Origin of the sequence: Pedobacter frigiditerrae, from assembly GCF_032678705.1 — a bacterium.
GTDB lineage: Bacteria > Bacteroidota > Bacteroidia > Sphingobacteriales > Sphingobacteriaceae > Pedobacter > Pedobacter frigiditerrae_A.
In genome coordinates, this window is sequence record NZ_JAVTSS010000001.1 from 1,152,823 (window position 1) to 1,173,030 (window position 20,208).

Below are 20,208 nucleotides of genomic sequence, written 5' to 3' on the forward strand. Positions count from 1 at the left end.
ATTAATTAATGTATTTGTAGTAAGGGAATTTCTTTATGGAAGTTAGCTGCGTTAACGATGGGAGCGGCATCCTTTTTGGCTGTCATCCTGAGCGCAGTCGAAGGATAGCCAAAAAGATATAGCGTACAGCGTGTTAAAACGCCCAAATTATTAATAGTTAAAAATTAATTACAAAGGGCGGTTGCTGCTGACATAAAAAAGCCGCAAATGTTAAGATTAAATCTGCACATTTGCGGCCTATTAAGTTAACAATTTGCAATTTTCAGTTCTGCTTCCAAAACTCGCAACTGTGAATTGTAAACTGAAAACTATTTACCTTTTTTCTCTTGAGTTTTAGCTTGTGCCTGAGTTCTCATGTAATCATCTAAACGAGCTTGAAACTTAGATTTTTTCTTCTCAGTTTGTGGCTTAGTTTTGTTTTCCTGTAAAATGGCGTGAATTTTTTCATCGTTAACCATTCTTCTAATTAAGTATTGCTGTAAGAAAGTGAACATATTCGCTAAGAAATAGTAATAGTTCAAACCAGCAGGATAGCTATTTAAAACACCTAGGAAAATGATTGGCATGATGTAACCAATATATTTCATCTGCCCAGTAGCACCAGAAATTTGATTGTTAAAGTAAGTGTAAATTAATGTAGAAATAGTCATCAAAATACACATTAAACTTAAGTGGTCGCCAATAAATGGAATGGTGAAACCAAACTTAATGAAATCATCATAAGTTGATAAGTCATGCATCCATAAGAAACTTTCTCCTCTTAACTCGAACAAGTTAGGGAAGAAGAAGAAGAACGCCATTACAAAAGGTAACTGTAATAACATTGGCAAACAACCACCTAAAGGATTTACGCCTACCTTTTTATATAGTTTTAAGTATTCTTGTTGTAAAAGTGTAGCATTATCTTCACCAACTTTGGCTTTAATTTCATCCATTTCTGGCTTTAAAATTCTCATTTTAGCCATAGAGATGTACGATTTGTAAGTTAACGGAGACATTGCCAATTTAAGCAATACCGTTAACAACAAAATGATAACACCATAACCCCAACCAAAACTTTCTAGGAATTGGAATACAGGTAATACCACAAATCTATTGATGTATTTTAATGGCCAGTAACCCATATCAACTTGCTTCTCAATCTCTTGGCCTTGGGCTTTTAAGTTGTCGAATTTATTATCGCCAAAATAAAACTTCATAGCATAGTTCTGAGCAGCTAAATGAGTGTATGGTAATTGCATATTTGCGCCATACCATTTTACTTTGCCAGTATCAGTTAAAATTTTAACCTCTAAATCGCCTTTTTCAAATGGAACTTGAGGAACTAAAACTGCAGAGAAGAATTGTTGCTTAAATGAGAACCATTCAATTTTGCCTTCTTTTAACTCTTCTTTTTTATCGCCACCCATACCTAAATGGTCAGGATTTTTCTCAATGTATTTGTAATACGGAGCAGCGTGTTCTTGTTCTTTTTTATGAGATTTTTCTTGTTGTAATAAAGTAGTTTCCCAATTTAAAGTAACATTATTTCCTTGTACAACTTGGTTTAAACCATTTAGGTTTATATTGAAACCAACGTTGTTACTTCCAGCTTTAACATCATATACAAACTCAATGTACTTATCTGCGCTATAGTTAGCACGCATGCTAATGCTATTGGCAGTTTGAGCAGCTTTAGTAAAATATAAATCGTTGGTATTTAAAACTTTACCATCAATATTGATATTTAAACCAAACTTGTTATTGTCTTTGCCGTTAAATAGTATAACAGGTTTTTTAGTGTAAGTAACCTCTTTTTTTAATTCAACAGATAAAATTTTACCACCCACGTTAGTGAAGGTTAATTTTAATATGTCATTTTCTAAAACTGAAGTTTCTGCAACGCCATTAATGTTTCCACCGAATGGACCTTTTAAAGTTGTTGTGTCAGGTTTAACGGCATCTGCAGGTTTTGTAGCTACAACTTCAGGTGCTTTTTGGGATGCTTTTACTTTTGCTAATGAGTCGGCAGTAATTTTTTCTCTTTCTTTTTTAATATCAGCCTCGCTAGGCTTCATGAAAAAAACAGAAGCTCCAATAATAACCATTATTAAGAAGAGTCCTGTAAATGTATTTCTATCCATTATTTTGTTTTAAACTTGTATTATTTCATCTATTTTAATATTGTTTTTTAGCTGTAAGATGGAGCTTAAACAATTAAAATAGAAGTAATTTAATTGTTACGGTTAGTTTTCTTTTTGGTGTGCTCCATCGCAGCGGCGACAAATTTAACAAAAAGTGGGTGAGGATTTGCAACAGTTGACTTTAATTCTGGGTGAAATTGTCCACCAACAAAAAATGGGTGGTTTTTAAGCTCAATAATTTCTACCAATTTGCTATCTGGGTTAATACCCGAAGCAGTCATCCCAGCATCCTCATATTGCTTTAAATAATCGCTATTAAATTCATAACGATGTCTATGTCTTTCAGTTATGTGTTGTTTTCCATAAGCTGCAAAAGCTTTTGTGCCTTTTTTAATATCACATGGATAAGCACCTAAGCGCATTGTTCCACCTTTTAAAGTGATGTTTTTCTGCTCTTCCATCATGTTAATAACAGGATGTTCAGAATTTTCATCAATTTCGGTGGTATTTGCATTTTTAAGCCCTAATACGTTTCTACCATATTCAATAACCGCACATTGCATACCTAAACAAATTCCAAAAAAAGGAATTTCATTCTCTCTCACGTATTTAATGGCTGTTATTTTTCCTTCAATACCACGGCTTCCAAAACCAGGAGCCACTAAAACGCCATGTAGATGACTTAATTTTTCTTTTACATTATCATCATAAATACTTTCAGATGGAATATATTCTACACGAACTTTACATTCATTTTTCGCACCTGCGTGAATAAATGCTTCTGTAATAGATTTATAAGCATCAGGTAATTCTACATATTTACCAACTAAACCAATTCTAACATCAGCCGTTGGGTTTTTTAAACGACCTAAGAAATCTTTCCAGCTTTCCATGTCTGGTTCATTTTTCGAAGGAAGTTTTAATTTACTTAGTACCGTTTTGTCCAATTGCTCTTTCATCATTAATAAAGGCACACTATAAATAGAAGATGCATCTATCGATTCGACTACCGCATTAACGTTAACGTTACAAAAAAGTGCAATTTTTTTACGAATTTCTGGACTAATATGATGTTCTGTACGGCAAACCAAGATATCAGGCTGGATGCCGTATTCTAATAACGCCTTAACTGAGTGTTGCGTTGGTTTGGTTTTTAATTCTCCAGCGGCTGCTAAATATGGAACTAAAGTTAAGTGAATTACAATTGCATTATTAGCACCTTCTTCCCATTTAAACTGACGAACAGCTTCTACAAATGGTAAAGATTCAATATCGCCAACTGTACCACCAATTTCTGTGATGACAATATCAAACTCTCCACTTTCACCCAAAATGCGCATGTTGCGTTTAATTTCGTCGGTAATGTGTGGCACAACTTGAACTGTTTTTCCTAGATAATCTCCAGCTCTTTCCTTATTAATTACATTTTGGTAAATACGACCAGTGGTGATGTTATTAGCCTGTGAAGTAGGGGTGTTCAAGAAACGCTCATAGTGACCCAAATCCAAATCTGTTTCGGCACCATCTTCTGTAACATAACACTCGCCATGCTCATAAGGATTTAATGTTCCTGGGTCGATATTGATATAAGGGTCAAATTTTTGGATGGTTACTCGATAACCTCTTGCTTGTAAAAGTTTGGCTAATGAAGCGGAGATGATGCCCTTACCTAATGAGGAAGTAACACCGCCCGTAACAAAAATATACTTAGTCATGTTTGTGAGTTTGTGAAATTAATAGGCTTTTAAGGCCGTTTTAATTGTTTTTGTACGGGATACAAAGCTACACAAATTTATGGTTTTAGCGGTATTTGTTTTGAATAAATTATCTAGTTGATAGTCAATGGTTAACTGCGTTTTGTCATTCTGAGCCTGCGAAGAATCTAATTAAGGAACATTCATCAAAGCAAATTTCTTAATAAATTAGAATTTTTTTAGAAAAACAATGTCAGCATCTTTTGGCCAGTTAGCCCTTCTTTTCGCTGCTGCCGTGTCTTCAACTACGCTCAGACTGACACGGCATTCGCTTCAATAAGGTTTATATTACAAAGGCCTGTGGTTCTTTTGAAAGTTCAGATTCCTACTGCAGCAAAAAACCGTACAAGCTCTTTTTTATGTCTTCTATTTTTCTGGGATTCTTTTTGTCGTCATATCTGGTATACATATCAATCAACTTTTTAAATTCCTTTTCGTTATCTGCTCTTTTACCCTTTGCTGGTTCAGAAATTGCATAGATAGGAACGTTTACCGATTCTACCTTTGTTGCAAACCAAGTTGTGTTATATCTAGGAATTGCTAAACCTAAAATCATTCCTGGTAAACCAGTAAATCCTTCAGGACCGCCTTTTAATAAAATTTCATCAGTGTAAAAGGCTACAACATAAACGCTATCATTAATCACTGCTATTGCTTTTCTACAATCGTATCCAGCAATTTTTCGAACATCATGCATAATTTTCCAATCTAAATTAGGGATAGTATCTGGTAAGATATAATCTTCGCCCATTATAGATTTTTTGATAATCCTTTTACTTTTTCCTAAATCAGTATACATTTCTGAGGTATTTTGACCTGATGAAAAAGCAAACATCATGTCACTAGCATTGGCATCTTTCTTTTGTGCTTTGTAGCTTGATGTGGTTTCATTAAAATTATAATCCCACAATGTGGTAACATATTTTTTCATTTTATCTTTTGCATCATCAGATAGCCAAGTATTATCAGCCATTTGACGTTGAAGATTTAATTTCTTTTCGTAAGTGATTTTTGCACTAGCAACAAAAACATTTTGAGCTTTTAAACTAACAGTTACAAAAGCCAGTACTAAAATTATTATCGATTTATTCATCATCTTATTTTTTTTCTGCTTTAGCAAAATTCCCACTTAAACTATAGGTTAGTCCAATTAAAACATATCTAGGAATATAACTATAGGTCGATTCATTTATATAATTTCCACCCACATATCGGTTGTAACCAATTTTCTCGTTCAATATATCAGAAACTGATAATTTGAGTTCTAAATTGTCTGTTTTTAACATTTTTTTGGATATGTAAGCATTCCAGATATGTATATTTAAAGGTGTATTAAATGATGCATTAGCTGGTCTGAAAGACATGGAAATAGTAGTGTTAAATTCCATTTTACCAGGTAGCTGAATAGTACCATTTATCTCATGGTTATGGGTGTATGTTTTACCGTTATTGATACTTCCAGTTGTAGAGCTGCTATTTGTGAAATTTACACTTGGTCGGTAACTTAAATTTACTTTTTCAGTGTAATAACTTACACTCGGACTAATTGAGATATTCTTGTTAGAATTTTCGTTTATCACTCGATTAATAACAGAAACATAGGTTGATGCATTGTAACCCACACTTAAACCCGTTCTTAAATGGAGTTTAGCAAAACCCTTTTGGTAAGATGCATTTCCATAGAAACTACTATTACCATTCATATTTATGTAACTAGAAACAGTCTTGTTGTTTTTGTCGATAGTTTGGGTTGATACTATTGCATTGTTAGTAAAATTATAGCTAAAGTAACCATACATAAATTGCTCTGATTTAAACTGATAGCTATTAAAATTAAAACCAAAATTATTATTGAATGATGGTTTTAAATTCAAATTACCAACCACCTCATAAAGTGGATTGCTAATTTGTCTAATTGGTTGCAGTTGATCTACTCTAGGTTGATTTGTATTACCATTATAACTTACGGAAAAACTAGTGCTTTTACCTAGCTTATAATTGAAGTTACTTCTAGGTGCCCAGTTTAAATAATCACGACTAAACTTGTTGTTTCTGTCCAAATCGTTCAAATCAAAACTTGTTTGAGTGGCCTCTACACCGCCAGAAATAGAGAATTTTGTTGCTCTAAATTGTAAAACAACTTTTGCAATATTAGAGAAGTTATTAAAGTCGAAATTATTACTTAAAGAATCGATTCTTTGTCTGTTTAACAAATTATCATACACCATTTTATTACTCGATGATTCTATGGTTTTGAAACTATATCCTGTTTGTAAAGACCATTTTTTACCTATTGGCTCGGTATATGAAACTCTTGCACCTAATGAGGTTTGCTTACCTGAATTATCTTTGAATAAATCTAATTTTCTAGTATTATTTAATACACCATTGGTATAATAGTCAGTAATGTTTAAACTGTTTTCAATACTTGCATTATTAGAAGTTTCTGGTTGAAGATCAACCGTTAATGTTCTGCCTTTCTTTTTAGATTTTCTTGTATAGTTAATGTTTCCGTTAAATAATTCACTATCACCGTCGCCACTAGTGGTTTGGTCATTTCTGCTAACAAATAAACCTGCATCATTTAAAGATTGACTATAGTTAATCGCTCTATTCTCGCTTGTATTTTTCTTGCCAGAGAATGATATTTTTAATGTTGAGAGAGAATCCACAAAGATTTCAAAATTTCCCTTTAAGTTTTGGCCCGTTTTCCTGGTATAATCTGTTGTTTTACCAGAGCTGAAAAATGATGTCCCATTTGGCAATAAATTTTGCCCATTAGAAGTTCTAATGTCATCTACACGAGTATCGTTATTTTTATAGTTAAGCTTTAAACCTAGCTTATTTTCATTCCACTTATCAGAAAAGTGTGCTCCAAATGTTGTGTAGTCAGGCAAGCCATTAGTAGGAGAGAAGTAATCATCATAATCTCCACCAGACATGTAAGAGATTGTACTGCCGTCATCCATTACTTCAATCATGTCATAATCGCCACCTTTTAATTTAGACATGGCAGCAGTTATTTTTGAATCTTGATTTAAGTTTGATGAATTGCCATAAACTGCAGCTTTCATTTTGCCTTTATAGATACCTAACATTCCTCCAATATTCTTAAAATGGTCTAAATCACTATTACCATCGAGTGTGCTGAGATAGCCATTTTTCGCATTATCCTTTAGCCTAATGTTGATAATTTTCTCCTTCTTACCGTCTTCTATACCCGTTAATTCAGTTTCCTTGCTTTTTTTATCGTAAACTTGAACTTCTTTTACTGAACTCGCTTTTAAATATTTAGTAGCCAATAATGGGTCATCTCCAAAAAACTCTTCACCTTCTACTAAAACTGTATTTACATCTTCGCCTGCTGCTTTAATCGCACCATTTTTATCCACTTCAATACCAGGTAATCGCCTTAATAAGTCTTGAACATTTGCATTTGGTTTAACTGCAAAACTATCTGCTTGAAAAACGATGGTATCGCCTCTCATTTTTATGGCAGCTTGTTTTTGTGCCTGAATTTTTACTTCATTCAATAAAAAGGTCTTCGTTTCCATATGGATAGGACCTAAGTTAAATTTAGAACTATCTGTTAATCTGATATCTCGCACATAATCTGCCATTTTTGGATAGGAAATTAATAGGCTGTAATCCCCTTTTTTAAGATTAGTAAGTTCAAACTCGCCCTTTTCATTGGTCCTAACGGTTTTAACCATGATAGAGTCTGTGCTTCTGATCAATACAATTGAACTATTTTGAAGTTTTTTTCTTTCAATTGTATCTACAATAGCGCCTTTAATACTTGCTTTTTGAGCAAAGGCTGATAAAATACAAAGATTTAGGGCGAGTAGAATAAAGAGCTTTTTGAGCATAGGAAGAGCGATAAATAGTTTGTTTGTGTGTTTGATTTTACTAAAGTATGTTAATTGTTTTGGCTAATATGTTAAAGTCTTGTTAATAAATGTTAATTCTTAAAAACTTAGTTGATATGGCTAATGTATAACTAATTATTTAGTTTTTAAAATTTTAATCAAAAAAAAATATCCAGACTAAGCTGGATATTTTTAAATAGGAGGGATTGAATTATTTCTCAATCATTTTATAATAACGAACATAATCAACTTCCATTTTTTGAGGGAAAATATTATCATCAATTCCTTGGCTACCACCCCAATCGCCACCAATAGCTAAATTTAGCAATAGATGAAATCTTTTATCGAATGGCCAGACTTTATAACCTTTTCCTTCATTGGCAAATTCAAAAATGATTACATCATCATAATAGCCACGAACAGCATAAGGAGTCCAATCAACTCTGTATTTATGAAAAGCAGAACTTGCATCAGGAATCATTTTAGTGCTCGTTTTTTGCGTGTTGATTTTGAAATAATATGCCTCAGTATGAGTTGTAAAATGAACATTGTTTTGGTCGTAACCCACATGTTCCATGATATCTATTTCGCCAGATTTTGGCCAATCTCCATAAGCTCTATCTGTTGGCAACATCCATATCGCAGGCCAAGTCCCTTTTCCAGTTGGTAATTTTGCGCTTACTTCAATTCTACCATACAGAACATCAAGTTTATTTCTGGTTACCAATCTAGTAGATGTATATGCCATACCATTCATGCTTTCTTTTTTGGCAGTAATAGAAAGTTTTCCATCAGCTACGCTAGCATTTGCTAAAGAATTGGTATAGTATTGCTTCTCGTTATTGCCCCAACCCGAACCACCAAGGTCATAATCCCACTTTCCAGTTGCTGGTAAGCCATTATAATCAAATTCATCAGCCCAAGAAGGTGTAGTTTCAAATGTCCAATTTTTATCCACAACTGTAACAGATGTTGGTGGTATAATAATTGGTTCTTCTACATCTTTACCTGAAGAGCACGATTGGCAAGACAATATCGAGCCAGTAGAGAGCGCAATTAGGAAGTAAGCATTTTTAATTTTTCTATATATCATATCGGCTAAAATTATAACTGCCTGATTGCAAAATCAGGCAGTTGTGTATGTTATTTAAATTCGAAATCGTCAATATAGAAGATTCCTGGGTTCACGTGTCCTTCGCCACCTAATTGTACAACTATTTTATCGTACAAAGTTTGAGCAGAATATGCACCAAAATCAAATTCTAATTGTACCCAAGAATTGTATTGGGCTGCAGTAATTGTTTTCACAACTTCTAACTGGGTTGTCCAAGCATTACCACCTAACAATGAATTTTGAAGTTTGATAGAAACTGTAGGTGATACTTTGGTGAAGTCATTTCCTCCAGGTAAAAACACTTTCAATCTAATTTTATTCTTTGCAGTTAAATCAAATCTGTAAGGCATTGTTACGTTTAAGTTTCCATACTGCTGACCATCAGATCCAGTTCTTTTCTCGTAATAACCAACTTTTGCCGACGTGTTAACAGGGAATTTTGATGGATTGTCATAACTTCTTACATAATCCATATTTTCTGCAGTCCAAGTAAACGTAGTCGTATTTTGGAAATCGTCAGTTAAATTAGCAGCTTGAATTGGTTTTTGAACAGGAGGAACAACCGGTCTAACATATCCTTTTCTTATCAATTTTAAATACCAAGCATTACCAGCGTTAGACTTATCTAAACATCTTAACCACATTTCATCGTTAGTTAACGAAAGAATTTGGTACTGAGACACACCTAAATAGTAGGAGATAAATCCGTTATTGCTAATTGTGATGTATTTTATACCATTAACAGTTGTTACCAACCACGTTAAGTTTGTAGCTGGGGTGTAATTTACAGTTGGATCATTGCTTCCTGTTGGACCACCAATACCAGGCGCATTAGATGCATTTGCAAATGTAGTTCCATTGTTGGCATACGTATATTTCAATGCATTCATATTGAATGTCATTTCATCATCGTAAAATCCAGTTCCTGTTTTTTCATCAGGGCCGGCTTGATACCAATCAGGAAATTGAGAACCAATAGGACCAACGCCTAAGTGACCTTGTTGTGATTGATCGATAACCCAAGTTTTACCTGTTGCATTAGATAAACCACCAGATAAGGTAGTAAATGCTGGATCTGTTAACATTGCTGGATTTGTACTTGCAATTACAACAGTTTTAGTTGAAGAAGCATAACCACCATCTGTAACAATGGTTAATTTTACTGTATAAGTTCCTGCTAATGGATAAGAGGCTTGAGCATCAACTCCTTCTGCTGTTGCACCATTTCCAAAATCCCAAATTGCCTTAAAGCCAGGGCCTGTACTTTTAAAATTAACAATATTAGCGTTGGAAGAAGTTGGGGTTACTGTAAATTGAACATCTGCTGTAGTTGGCGCTTTGCCTAGTTCATTTACAGCATCATCTTTTTTACAAGAACCCAATATGGTTAACATCAAACATAGACCAATCCAGATTGATGTTTTTATAGTGTTTTTTAATGATTTCATTTTTTTAATGATTAATTATAACCTGGATTTTGTTTGATACTTCCTTTAGTAACATCAATCTCTGTTTGAGGAATTGGTAAATACTCGCTTTTGTTAGCTTTAAACCCAACAGCGCCTAAAACAGTAACAGCTTTGCCAGTACGTACTAAATCAAAGAAACGATGTCCTTCAGTTGCCAATTCTAATCTACGTTCGTTATAAATATTATCTAACGTTGCAGGTATAGAACCAAGTCCAACTCTACCTCTTACTGCATCTAATAATTCTTTAGCTCTTGAGGGATTTGAACCAGCTTTAACTAAAGCCTCAGCTTGCATTAAATAAGTGTCTGCTAACCTTATCTCAATTTCATTAATTGGCCAATTTTGTTCAGCAACACCACTAGCAGAGCGGAAAGCTTTTAAAGGCGCATATTTTTTAATGAAATAATCAGTGTTTTGATAACGAGCATTATAAGTCGCACCAGCAGTTTTTAGTGCAGCTCCATCAATAATTGTTGCGGCAAAACGAGGGTCAGTTTTTAGCGCATTAACTAAATCCAATGTAACCGGACAGAAACCCCAGCCGCTAGAATAGGTATCGCCATTGTAGCTATCCATTCCAATAAATTGAGTACCAACATTACCTTCTCCACCATTAATCCATCCCCAGTCTGACCAAGCAGCATTGTTTGAGTGAGGGATTTCTAAGATAGATTCTGAGTTGAATTTGTTTGCAGGATTAAAGATATCAGCATAATTGCCAAGTAAAGCGTAACCATAAGCATTGCCAACTTTATTAATGTCTTCAAATAAAGTAATGGCTTCTGCAAGTTTAGCGTTGTCGTTTTGATACAACAAAACCTTTGCTAATTGCGCTTTAGCAGCTCCCATAGATATTCTACCTTTTTCACCAGCAGAAATTGTTGCTGGCAAACCAGGAAAAGCATCTCTCAAATCTTTTTCTATTTGAGCATACACTTGAGCAGGAGTAGCCTGAACTTGTTTATATAGTTCATCAGTTGGTAAAACCGAAGTTATCAATGGAACTTTCCCAAAGAACCTTACCAAATCAAAATAGAAATAAGCCCTTAAGAATTTTGCCTCGGCTGTTACTCTTGTTTTAAAACCTGCACTTAAAGTACTTGCTTTTTCAATTTTACTTAAAATTAAGTTAGCACGATTTATTCCTGTAAAGTTCTTGTTCCATAATCCACCTTGTGGGCCAATTCTAGAATCCATATTGAAATTATCAAATGCAACCCAATTTGGTTGATCCGAAGCATTACTTCCTCCAGCCCAACAATCGTCTGATGCTGCACTTAATAAAGGCATTTTCATGGTATAACCACCTGTCGTTCCCCATTGGGTAACATCATAAACAGAAATGATTCCCTGCATTACCTCTGTTTCATTTTTATAGAAATTATCTTCTAAAGCAGTGCCTTTTGGTGTTAGCTCAAGAAAATCTTTTTTACATGATACGAAAACCTGCATCATCGCAACTATTGCGATAGTACATTTTATATATTTTTTGTTCATCATTTATATTATTAAAAACCAACATTTAAGCCTGCGAAGAAAGTTCTAGCTTGTGGGTAAAAACCACGATCAACACCATAACTACCCCCACCAATCTCTGGATCATAACCTGTGTATTTAGTTAGTGTTAATAGGTTATTTGCCATCACATAAAATCTTAATTTATTTAAGCCTGCTTTGCTAATTAAACTTTTTGGTAGTGAGTAACCAACTTGTAATGTTTTTATTCTGAAATAAGAACCATCTTCTATAAATAAACTAGAAACACGGCTATAATTTTTATTGTCATCAGCCAAAGTAAGTCTAGGCGTTGTGTTGCTAGTACCTGGTCCGGTCCATCTGTTTAAAATAGCAGTTGTATAATTTGCAGTTGGCAAATCAAATCTTCTCAATGCATTAAAAACTTGGTTTCCAGCTACTCCTTGACCTAAAACAACCAGATCAAAACCTTTATATGCTGCATTAAATGTTAAGCCGTAAGTAAAGTCTGGAGTTGGATCGCCGATAATTTCTCTATCGTTATCACTAATTAAACCATCGCCATTTAAGTCGCGGAATTTAATATCACCTGGTTTGGCATTTGGCTGAATTAATCCACCTGCACTATTTTTATAATTAGTAATGTCTGCTGGAGTTTGGAACAAACCATCGCTTCTATAACCATAGAATGAACCAATTGCATATCCTACTTTAGTACGAGTAACTTCTAAACCTTGAGGTGTAACTGTTTGTCCACCTAAGAATTCTTTGTCATCTCCTAAGAAATCTATGTTGTTTGTTAAGAAAGATGCATTTGCAGCAACCCTAAATGAGAATTCTCCAATTTTTTTGTTGTAACCTAATTCTAGTTCAAAACCTTTGTTTGATAAATCAGCTATGTTACCAATTGGACCAGAGTTACCTACATAACCTGGTACTGCAATTTGCAACAACATACCAGATGTCTTTTTGTGATACCAATCTGCTGTAAGTGTAAAGTTGCCAAACAAAGTTGCATCCATACCAATATCTGTTGATGATGTTTCTTCCCATCTTAAATCTGGATTAGATAAAGCATCAGGACTAACACCATTATTTAAACCAGCAGAAGTACCTAAAGTATAATTCCTTCCACCACTAACAGTAGATAAATATCTAAAGTCTCCAATATTATCATTACCAGTAATACCGTACGACCCCCTGAATTTCAAGAAAGTAACTACTTTGTTTTGAGGGAAGAAGCTTTCTTTACTTGCAACCCATCCAACTGAACCTGAAGGGAAATAGCCATATTTATTATTTGGACCAAAACGTGATGAACCATCTCTACGCACAATACCTGTAAATAAATATTTCTCGTTGTAATCATAAGTTAAACGAGCAAACATAGAGTTTAAAGTGTTTAAATATTCACCACCATAAAATACATCATTGGCTCTCGAAACTGGGAATTGTAATGAAGCATCTTTTAGGTTATTAACTGGAATCCCATCTTTAGATCCACCATTTGTTTCACCTTTATTTTTTTGAGCTGAATAACCTAATAGAACTGTGAAATTATGTTTTTCAATCGCTTTATTATAGCTAATGGTATTTTCTAATGACCAGAATAATCCTCTGTTATTATTTCTATTATAAGAAGTAATTGTAGTTTGATTAATAGAGTTTAGGTAATAGATAGGAGAGAAGCTTTCACTACCCCAAAAGGCTAAATCAACACCACCTTGTGATCTTAATTTTAAACCTTTAATCGGTTCAACTTCAACAAAAGCGTTACCAACAATTTTGTCTGACCATCCCTTACCTTGTGCAACAGCTAAAGCTGCAATAGGATTTAAAATTTCAGATTGTGCATAACTAGATATCCCGTAAGGCAAGCCTTGTGAATTTCTAACAACTGGATTGCCAGTGTATAAAGGCAGGTTGTATCTAGCTGGATCTGTTTCTACTACAGGCGTAATAGGATCTATATTGATGGCACGATTTAATGGAGAACCGTATTCTGTGTTTGTTGCAACACCAACAGAGTTAGTTCTTGTATAACCAATAGTTTGACCGAATTTAATAGCCTTAGCTAATTGATGTTCAGAGTTAAAACGGGCAGTAAATCTTTTGTATTTAGAATTATCTGATGCTACAATTCCGTCTTGATCAAAATAACCGAAAGAGCTATAATAAGTAGATTTTTCATTTCCACCACTTAAGCTTAATTCATGATTTTGAATTTTAGCACTGTTATTAAACACAGCAGCTTGCCAATCTGTACCTACACCTAAAGATGATGGATTTGGAAAACGAGGTGTTCCAACAGATGGGTTGGCTGCAAATTCTGCTTCGTTATATAACGTTGCATATTGAGTTGCATTTAATAGGTCTAATTTTCTTGATGGCGCTTGTGTACCTAAATAAGTATTGTAATTAACACTCATTTTGCCATTTCTATTACCTTTTTTAGTGGTAACGATAACTACACCATTTGCTGCCCTTGCCCCATAAATAGCTGCAGAAGCCGCATCTTTTAAAACTTCAATAGATTCAACGTCGGCCTGGTTAAGATAATCAATACCTCCACCAACTTGTACTCCATCTACAATATACAAAGCATCACTGTTATTAATAGAAGTAGTACCTCTAATTCGCAGCGTTGCTCCATCACCAGGTTGACCAGAACTCGTAGTAATTGTTAAACCTGCAGTTCTACCTTGTAAAGATTGTTCAATTCTGTTTACTGGCATATTCTCAAGGTCGGATGCTTTAACTTGAGAAATTGCTCCTGTTACCACACTTTTCTTTTGTGTTCCATAACCTACAACAACTACTTCTGATAAATCTGCTTGAGAATCAGACATTGCAATATTAATAGGTTGTTGACTATTAACTGTGAATGTTTGCGTAGCCATGCCAATTTGAGAAAACTCAAGAATAGAACCTGCTTTAGGAACTTTGATTCTGAATTGACCATTTTGATCTGTCGCCACTCCTGTGTTTGTGCCCTGAACTTTTACGGATACCCCGGGTAATGGTAATCCGTCACTTTTGGAAGTTACTTTTCCTGAAACATCAATTTCCTGGGCGCTGAGGCTCAATGAAAAAAACAGGGAAAAGATCAAAAGAATGAACGTAGATTTTCCTTTCATAACAAATAATTTAAGTTTATATTTTGGTAAGTTTTATCTGCAGTTTTAGGGAATTAGCTTTTCCATCGCCGCAAATATTATGTAACAAATATATATGCTCCCTTATCCAGAAATCAAAAAACCACCCACTACAATACCCATACAAGAACAACTTATTTCTTTATTATCTAAATGAAAATGCATTATTCGACTACAACATTAATAAATTTGTTATCTTGAATGATAATTGTTCGCAATTAGTTTAAACCAAATATTTACTGTTACACTTGAACGAGATGAGACATTTTTTTCTAATCTTTTTGCTTGCTTTCTTTCCCCAATTTTACTTGGCAGCACAAGACCCAATTGGCTTGCCTCAAGTAAGTAGTTATACAAGTTTAGACTATAAAGGCGGAACCCAAAATTGGGGAATTGCTCAAGACAGAAACGGGATTCTATATTTCGCAAATAATGAAGGGCTACTAACCTACAATGGAGCATATTGGAAATTGTACCCAACTCCTCAAAAGACGATAGTACGATCGGTAAAAATTGATGCTAGCGGAAAGATTTACATCGGAGGTCAAAATGAGATTGGTTACTTCGAACCAAATGAATATGGCATATTAATTTATCACTCTCTAAAAGATTTAATTGCACCCAAAGAAAGACAATTTCCAGATGTTTGGGATATCGTATTTAATGGCAACGAAGTCTGCTTTAGGACAGTTAATAAAATATTCAGGTTAAAAAATAATAAGATTGAGGTATTTCCTACACCGATAGCTTGGGCTTATTTAGGTAAGGTGGGCAACGAGGTCTATGCGCAGGAAATAAATATCGGATTAAAAACACTTGTAAATAATAAGTGGGAGATAAAATGTAACGACAAAAGAATTATTGCTGGGGTTGTTACTTCAGTTTTACCATATAATGGAGATACATTGTTGATTACTACGTTAAAAGACGGTCTATTTTTGTTAAAGGGTAATGAGTTAATCAATAAGAAAACGGCTTTAGACAAGACTTTTTATAATGACAGAATTAACGGTGCAATGCAAATTAATAAGGATTTGTATGCGTTGGGAACGACTTCTTCTGGTCTATTCATTATAAACCGTAAAGGAACACTAATAAGACAATTTTCTTACTCTGAAGGATTAAACAACAGCAACATCAGGAGTATTTTATTAGACCAACATCAAAATTTATGGTTAGGATTAGACGATGGAGTTTCATTTATTGCTTTTAACAGTGCAATAAAGCATATATATCCTGATAGGAGAAAACAGGTTTCTAGTTATGCAAGTAGAATTTTTGACAATAAGCTTTATGTTGGAACTTCAAATGGTGTTTTTGCTGCACCGCTAAATACAAAACAAAAAGACTTGAGTAATTCACAATCACAATTTACCGAGGTAAGTAATAGTAAAGGTCAAACGTGGGGTTTGGCTGAAATAAATAAACAGCTATTACTAGCAAATGAAGATGGAACTTCAGTTATCAATGACAACAAAGCAGCACCACTTTACACTGGGACAGGAACTTGGTTGTTCTCCTCGTTAAATAAAGATAATACCAATGTAATAGCGGGTACTTATACAGGTTTACAATTCCTCAATTTTGATAATAATAAATTTAGCAATAAAGGAACTCTTGCTGCTCTAAACGAGCCATTGAGGTTTATAGCGGTTGATGAAAAATTAAACTGTGTTTGGGCTTCTCATCCTTATAGGGGCGTTTTTAAAATTGATTTATCTCCTGACAGGCAAAAAATGGTTAAGGCAAGTTTGCTTACTCAAAAAGATGGTTTGCCATTAACCTTATATAACTATGTATTTAAAATTAAAAATAAGATTGTAGTAGCAACTGCTGATGGTATCTATGAATATGATGCAAATAGAAAAAAGTTTAAACCAAGCGAGTACTTTAGGCCAATTTTTAAAAAATTATCTATCCAATATTTAAATGAAGACCCTGATGGAAACATTTGGTTTGTAACTACAAAAAATGTTGGTGTGGTAGATTTTAAGAAAAAGACTAAAAATACGAATTTTACTATCGTTGAACTTCCAGAATTAACATCGAAAATTGTAGCAGGTTTTGAAAATATCTATCCTTATAATGATAGAAACATATTCATCGGGGCAAATAAGGGCCTAATTCATATCGACTATAAAAAGTATGCAGCTAATATTTACAAGCCAAATGTTCTTTTAGGGCAAATTAGAATTGTAGGCAAAACCGATAGTGTTTTCTTTGGTGGCTATTTTAATGGCAATGCAAAGGCTAAACATAAACTTTCATTTGCATATAACTCGTTACACTTTGAATACGCTTCAACATTGTTTGAGCAAAAAGAAAATATTGAATTTAGCTATAAACTAGAAGGATATGATGAAGAATGGTCTGCATGGAGCAATAAAAGTGAAAAGGATTACACCAATTTAAGTCATGGAAAGTATGTGTTTTTGGTTAAAGCCAGAAACAATTTGGGCAACGAATCTAAAACAATTAGCTATTCATTTACAATCGCTCCAGCGTGGTATAGAAGCAATATGGCTTATGTAATTTATTTCTTTCTTTTTGGCTATATGCTTTATTTGCTCATAAAATTTCAGGAGAAGGAACATAAAAAGCAGCAAGATAACCTACGACAAAAACATCAATTAGAAATGGAAAGAAACGAGCAACAGATTACAAAGTTGCAGAAAAAGCAATTAGAAGCAGATGTAGAGTTTAAAAACAAAGAATTAGCAACAACAACTATGCACTTGGTTCAACGTGGTAAATTGCTTTCTAAAATTGGAGATGAGCTATTGCCACTTGTACAACAAACTACGAGCAAAGACACGGCAAACGATTTAAAGAAAGTTATAAGGTTATTAAATGAAGCTAAAAAGTTAGATAATGATTGGGAACAATTCTCCATTCACTTTGACCACGTTCATGCAAATTTTTTAAGTAATTTAAAGGAGAAATATCCCAACCTTAGTCCAAGTGACCTTAAGTTATGTGCTTACTTAAAATTGAATTTATCCTCAAAGGAGATTGCTCAATTATTAAACATCACCTCGAGGGCGGTTGAAGTAAGTAGATATAGATTAAGAAAGAAATTGAATTTAAAACCAGAGGTTAACTTATTTGATTTTCTACTAAACAGTTCTCCTAAAACAACTTAGCAGCATTTGTAATAGATTTTAACTTTTTTATCCTTTGCAGACCAGCCAATGTAAATATTAATGTCGTTGGCTATGCGATAGCTAAATCCGTTTAATTTACTGGCTTTTAACTCTTCGTAAAAAACTTTGTCAGGAGCATTATTGTCCGGCTTTTCTTGTTCGGTTACGGCTGGAATTAAAATATGCTCTTCATCAAAAAAGAAATTAACTTCGTTAGTTAAGAACTTCAGTTTTTTATCTTCATTTTTTAAATCAGCGGGAGCTAAATAACTCTTCAATAATTCTTTAGCTGCTATTTCTTTTTTATAAATTTCTTCCCCATTTTTTGTGGTGATAGTAAATAAAATTTTCATCTCATCAGGTTCTTCTCCTAATAAAGCAACTTTAAACGTATCTAATTGTGCAGTGTCTGTAAAAGCTTCAAGTTTGATTTTCTGAATGTTTTGTTCAGCTTTTTCTGACTTGGAATTACAGGCAACTACCGCAAAAGCAAAAAATAAGAGTAGGGAATGAGCGAATTTCATAACGGACTAAATTTACAATCGAATATAAGAAACTATTTAAATTCAAGTAAATTATTTGAAAACTCAGTTTGAGGAAAGATGTCACCCTGAGCGTAGTCGAAGGATAATTCGTTAAAGTTTTCGATTACACTCAGACTGACAGCAACCTTTCTAAAGTATTATTTTTTGTAAATCTTCTGGTGTATCAATTGCAATAGTTTCTATTCCGGTAACTTTTGTTTGTATTTGATAACCATTTTCTAACCAACGCAATTGTTCTAAGCTTTCTGCCAACTCTAATGAGGATGGAGCCAATTTGGTTATTTCTAAAAGCGTTTTGGTAGTGTAACCATAAATGCCAATATGTTTGTAGAATTGATGAGCAGTTACCCAATCTTGCTTCTTTTCCGCATTGCGGATATAAGGAATTGGATGGCGGCTAAAATATATGGCTTGCTGATTTGCGTTAATCACAACCTTCGGAATGTTTGTGTTAAAAAGCTCGTCATCACTATGAATTTCTTTAATTAGCGTTGCAAGTTGAATTTTATCATCCGTAAAACAAGAACGAACTAATGCAATTTGAGCAGGGTCTATAAAAGGTTCATCACCCTGTATATTTATCACTACATCATAACCTTTCAGTTTCATGGCAACCTCTGCACAACGGTCTGTTCCGCTTTGGTGTTTGGTGTCAGTCATAATTACTTCGCCACCAAAAGCCTCAACAACAGAAGAGATACGCTCATCGTCAGTTGCCACAACAACTCTATCTAAATCACATTTTTTTGCTTGCTCGTAAACACGTTGTATCATTGTTTTGCCAGCAATATCAACCAAAGGTTTTGCAGGAAAGCGGGTAGAAGCGTAACGAGCTGGAATGATACCTAGAACCCCTAACCCCTGAAGGGGCTTTTCATTTCCTTTGTTCATATGATATTATATTTAGTTTACAAACTCCCCTTTAGGGGCTGGGGTTAAAACAATCCGTTTATCTCTGCTTCAATAGATTGAATGATAGACCCTAAATCTTCTGGATTATTGGTAAAATCTAATTTGTCTTTATCTAGAATCAGTAGTTTACCCAGGTTATAACCTTTAATCCAAGCTTCATATTTTTCGTTAAGTTTAGATAAATAATCAATACGGATACTTGCTTCGTACTCACGACCACGGCGTTGGATATTATTAACCAAAGTTGGTACAGAAGCTTTTAAATAGACCAATAAATCTGGTGGTTTAATAAAAGAGGTAATATTTTCGAAAATAGCTTTATAGTTTTCGTGGTCTCTAGTGGTCATTAGGCCCATTTCGTGCAAGTTTTCTGCAAAAATATAAGCATCTTCATAAATCGTACGGTCTTGAATTACATTACGTTTATGACTATCAATTTCAACAATTTGTTGAAAACGGCTATTCAAAAAATAAATCTGTAAATTAAAGCTCCAACGTTTCATGTCGCTATAGAAATCCTCTAAATAAGGGTTGTTATCTACAGCTTCATATAAAGCTTCCCAGCCATAATTTTTGGCCAATAAACTTGTTAAAGTAGTTTTTCCTGCGCCTATGTTTCCAACTATTGCTATGTGCATATATTTTT

At 34.0% G+C, this 20,208-nt stretch carries 12 protein-coding genes; 1 reads left to right on the forward strand and 11 read right to left on the reverse strand.

What is annotated here, in order from left to right; translation table 11 throughout:
• Window positions 1-308: 308 nt before the first annotated feature.
• From yidC to R2Q59_RS04520, 8 genes are all read right to left on the reverse strand, one after another.
• A complete protein-coding gene (gene yidC, locus R2Q59_RS04485; RefSeq protein WP_316783995.1) occupies window positions 309-2,123 on the reverse strand; it encodes a membrane protein insertase YidC in 1,815 nt (604 codons plus the stop codon).
• Between the two features lie 89 nt (window positions 2,124-2,212).
• The gene (locus R2Q59_RS04490; RefSeq protein ID WP_316783997.1) at window positions 2,213-3,838 is read right to left on the reverse strand and encodes a CTP synthase; all 1,626 of its coding nucleotides are present in this window, start codon (window positions 3,836-3,838) and stop codon (window positions 2,213-2,215) included.
• A 364-nt stretch (window positions 3,839-4,202) separates the two neighbouring features.
• Window positions 4,203-4,973: a GLPGLI family protein gene (locus R2Q59_RS04495; protein WP_316783999.1), complete on the reverse strand. Its 771-nt coding sequence runs from the start codon at window positions 4,971-4,973 to the stop codon at window positions 4,203-4,205.
• A gap of 1 nt (window position 4,974) precedes the next feature.
• Complete coding sequence (locus R2Q59_RS04500) at window positions 4,975-7,746, reverse strand: outer membrane beta-barrel protein (protein WP_316784001.1); 2,772 nt, start codon at window positions 7,744-7,746, stop codon at window positions 4,975-4,977.
• 211 nt (window positions 7,747-7,957) lie between these two features.
• Window positions 7,958-8,839 (reverse strand): glycoside hydrolase family 16 protein, encoded by an 882-nt coding sequence (locus R2Q59_RS04505; protein WP_316766192.1) that lies wholly within the window; start codon window positions 8,837-8,839, stop codon window positions 7,958-7,960.
• Window positions 8,840-8,889: 50 nt separating this feature from the next.
• Window positions 8,890-10,308, reverse strand: coding sequence for a PKD domain-containing protein (locus R2Q59_RS04510; protein ID WP_316784004.1), 1,419 nt, complete (start codon window positions 10,306-10,308; stop codon window positions 8,890-8,892).
• An 11-nt stretch (window positions 10,309-10,319) separates the two neighbouring features.
• Entirely contained in the window at window positions 10,320-11,831 is a 1,512-nt protein-coding gene (locus R2Q59_RS04515) for a RagB/SusD family nutrient uptake outer membrane protein (RefSeq protein ID WP_316766194.1), read from the reverse strand.
• An 8-nt stretch (window positions 11,832-11,839) separates the two neighbouring features.
• Window positions 11,840-14,944, reverse strand: a complete 3,105-nt coding sequence (locus R2Q59_RS04520) for a TonB-dependent receptor (RefSeq protein ID WP_316766196.1) — start codon at window positions 14,942-14,944, stop codon at window positions 11,840-11,842.
• Between the two features lie 275 nt (window positions 14,945-15,219).
• Between R2Q59_RS04520 and R2Q59_RS04525 the strand changes: the two genes are divergently transcribed.
• On the forward strand, window positions 15,220-18,105 hold the full coding sequence (locus R2Q59_RS04525; RefSeq protein WP_316784006.1) for a triple tyrosine motif-containing protein: 2,886 nt from the start codon (window positions 15,220-15,222) through the stop codon (window positions 18,103-18,105).
• Here R2Q59_RS04525 and R2Q59_RS04530 read toward each other — a convergent pair.
• From R2Q59_RS04530 to R2Q59_RS04540, 3 genes are all read right to left on the reverse strand, one after another.
• The gene (locus tag R2Q59_RS04530; RefSeq protein WP_316766200.1) at window positions 18,102-18,629 is read right to left on the reverse strand and encodes a hypothetical protein; all 528 of its coding nucleotides are present in this window, start codon (window positions 18,627-18,629) and stop codon (window positions 18,102-18,104) included. The genes R2Q59_RS04525 and R2Q59_RS04530 overlap by 4 nt on opposite strands.
• A gap of 150 nt (window positions 18,630-18,779) precedes the next feature.
• Window positions 18,780-19,541 carry a 3-deoxy-manno-octulosonate cytidylyltransferase gene (gene kdsB / locus R2Q59_RS04535; protein WP_316784007.1) on the reverse strand — a complete coding sequence of 254 codons (762 nt, stop codon included), beginning with the start codon at window positions 19,539-19,541 and terminating at the stop codon, window positions 18,780-18,782.
• A 44-nt stretch (window positions 19,542-19,585) separates the two neighbouring features.
• Complete coding sequence (locus tag R2Q59_RS04540) at window positions 19,586-20,200, reverse strand: deoxynucleoside kinase (RefSeq protein ID WP_131553686.1); 615 nt, start codon at window positions 20,198-20,200, stop codon at window positions 19,586-19,588.
• Window positions 20,201-20,208: the final 8 nt, after the last annotated feature.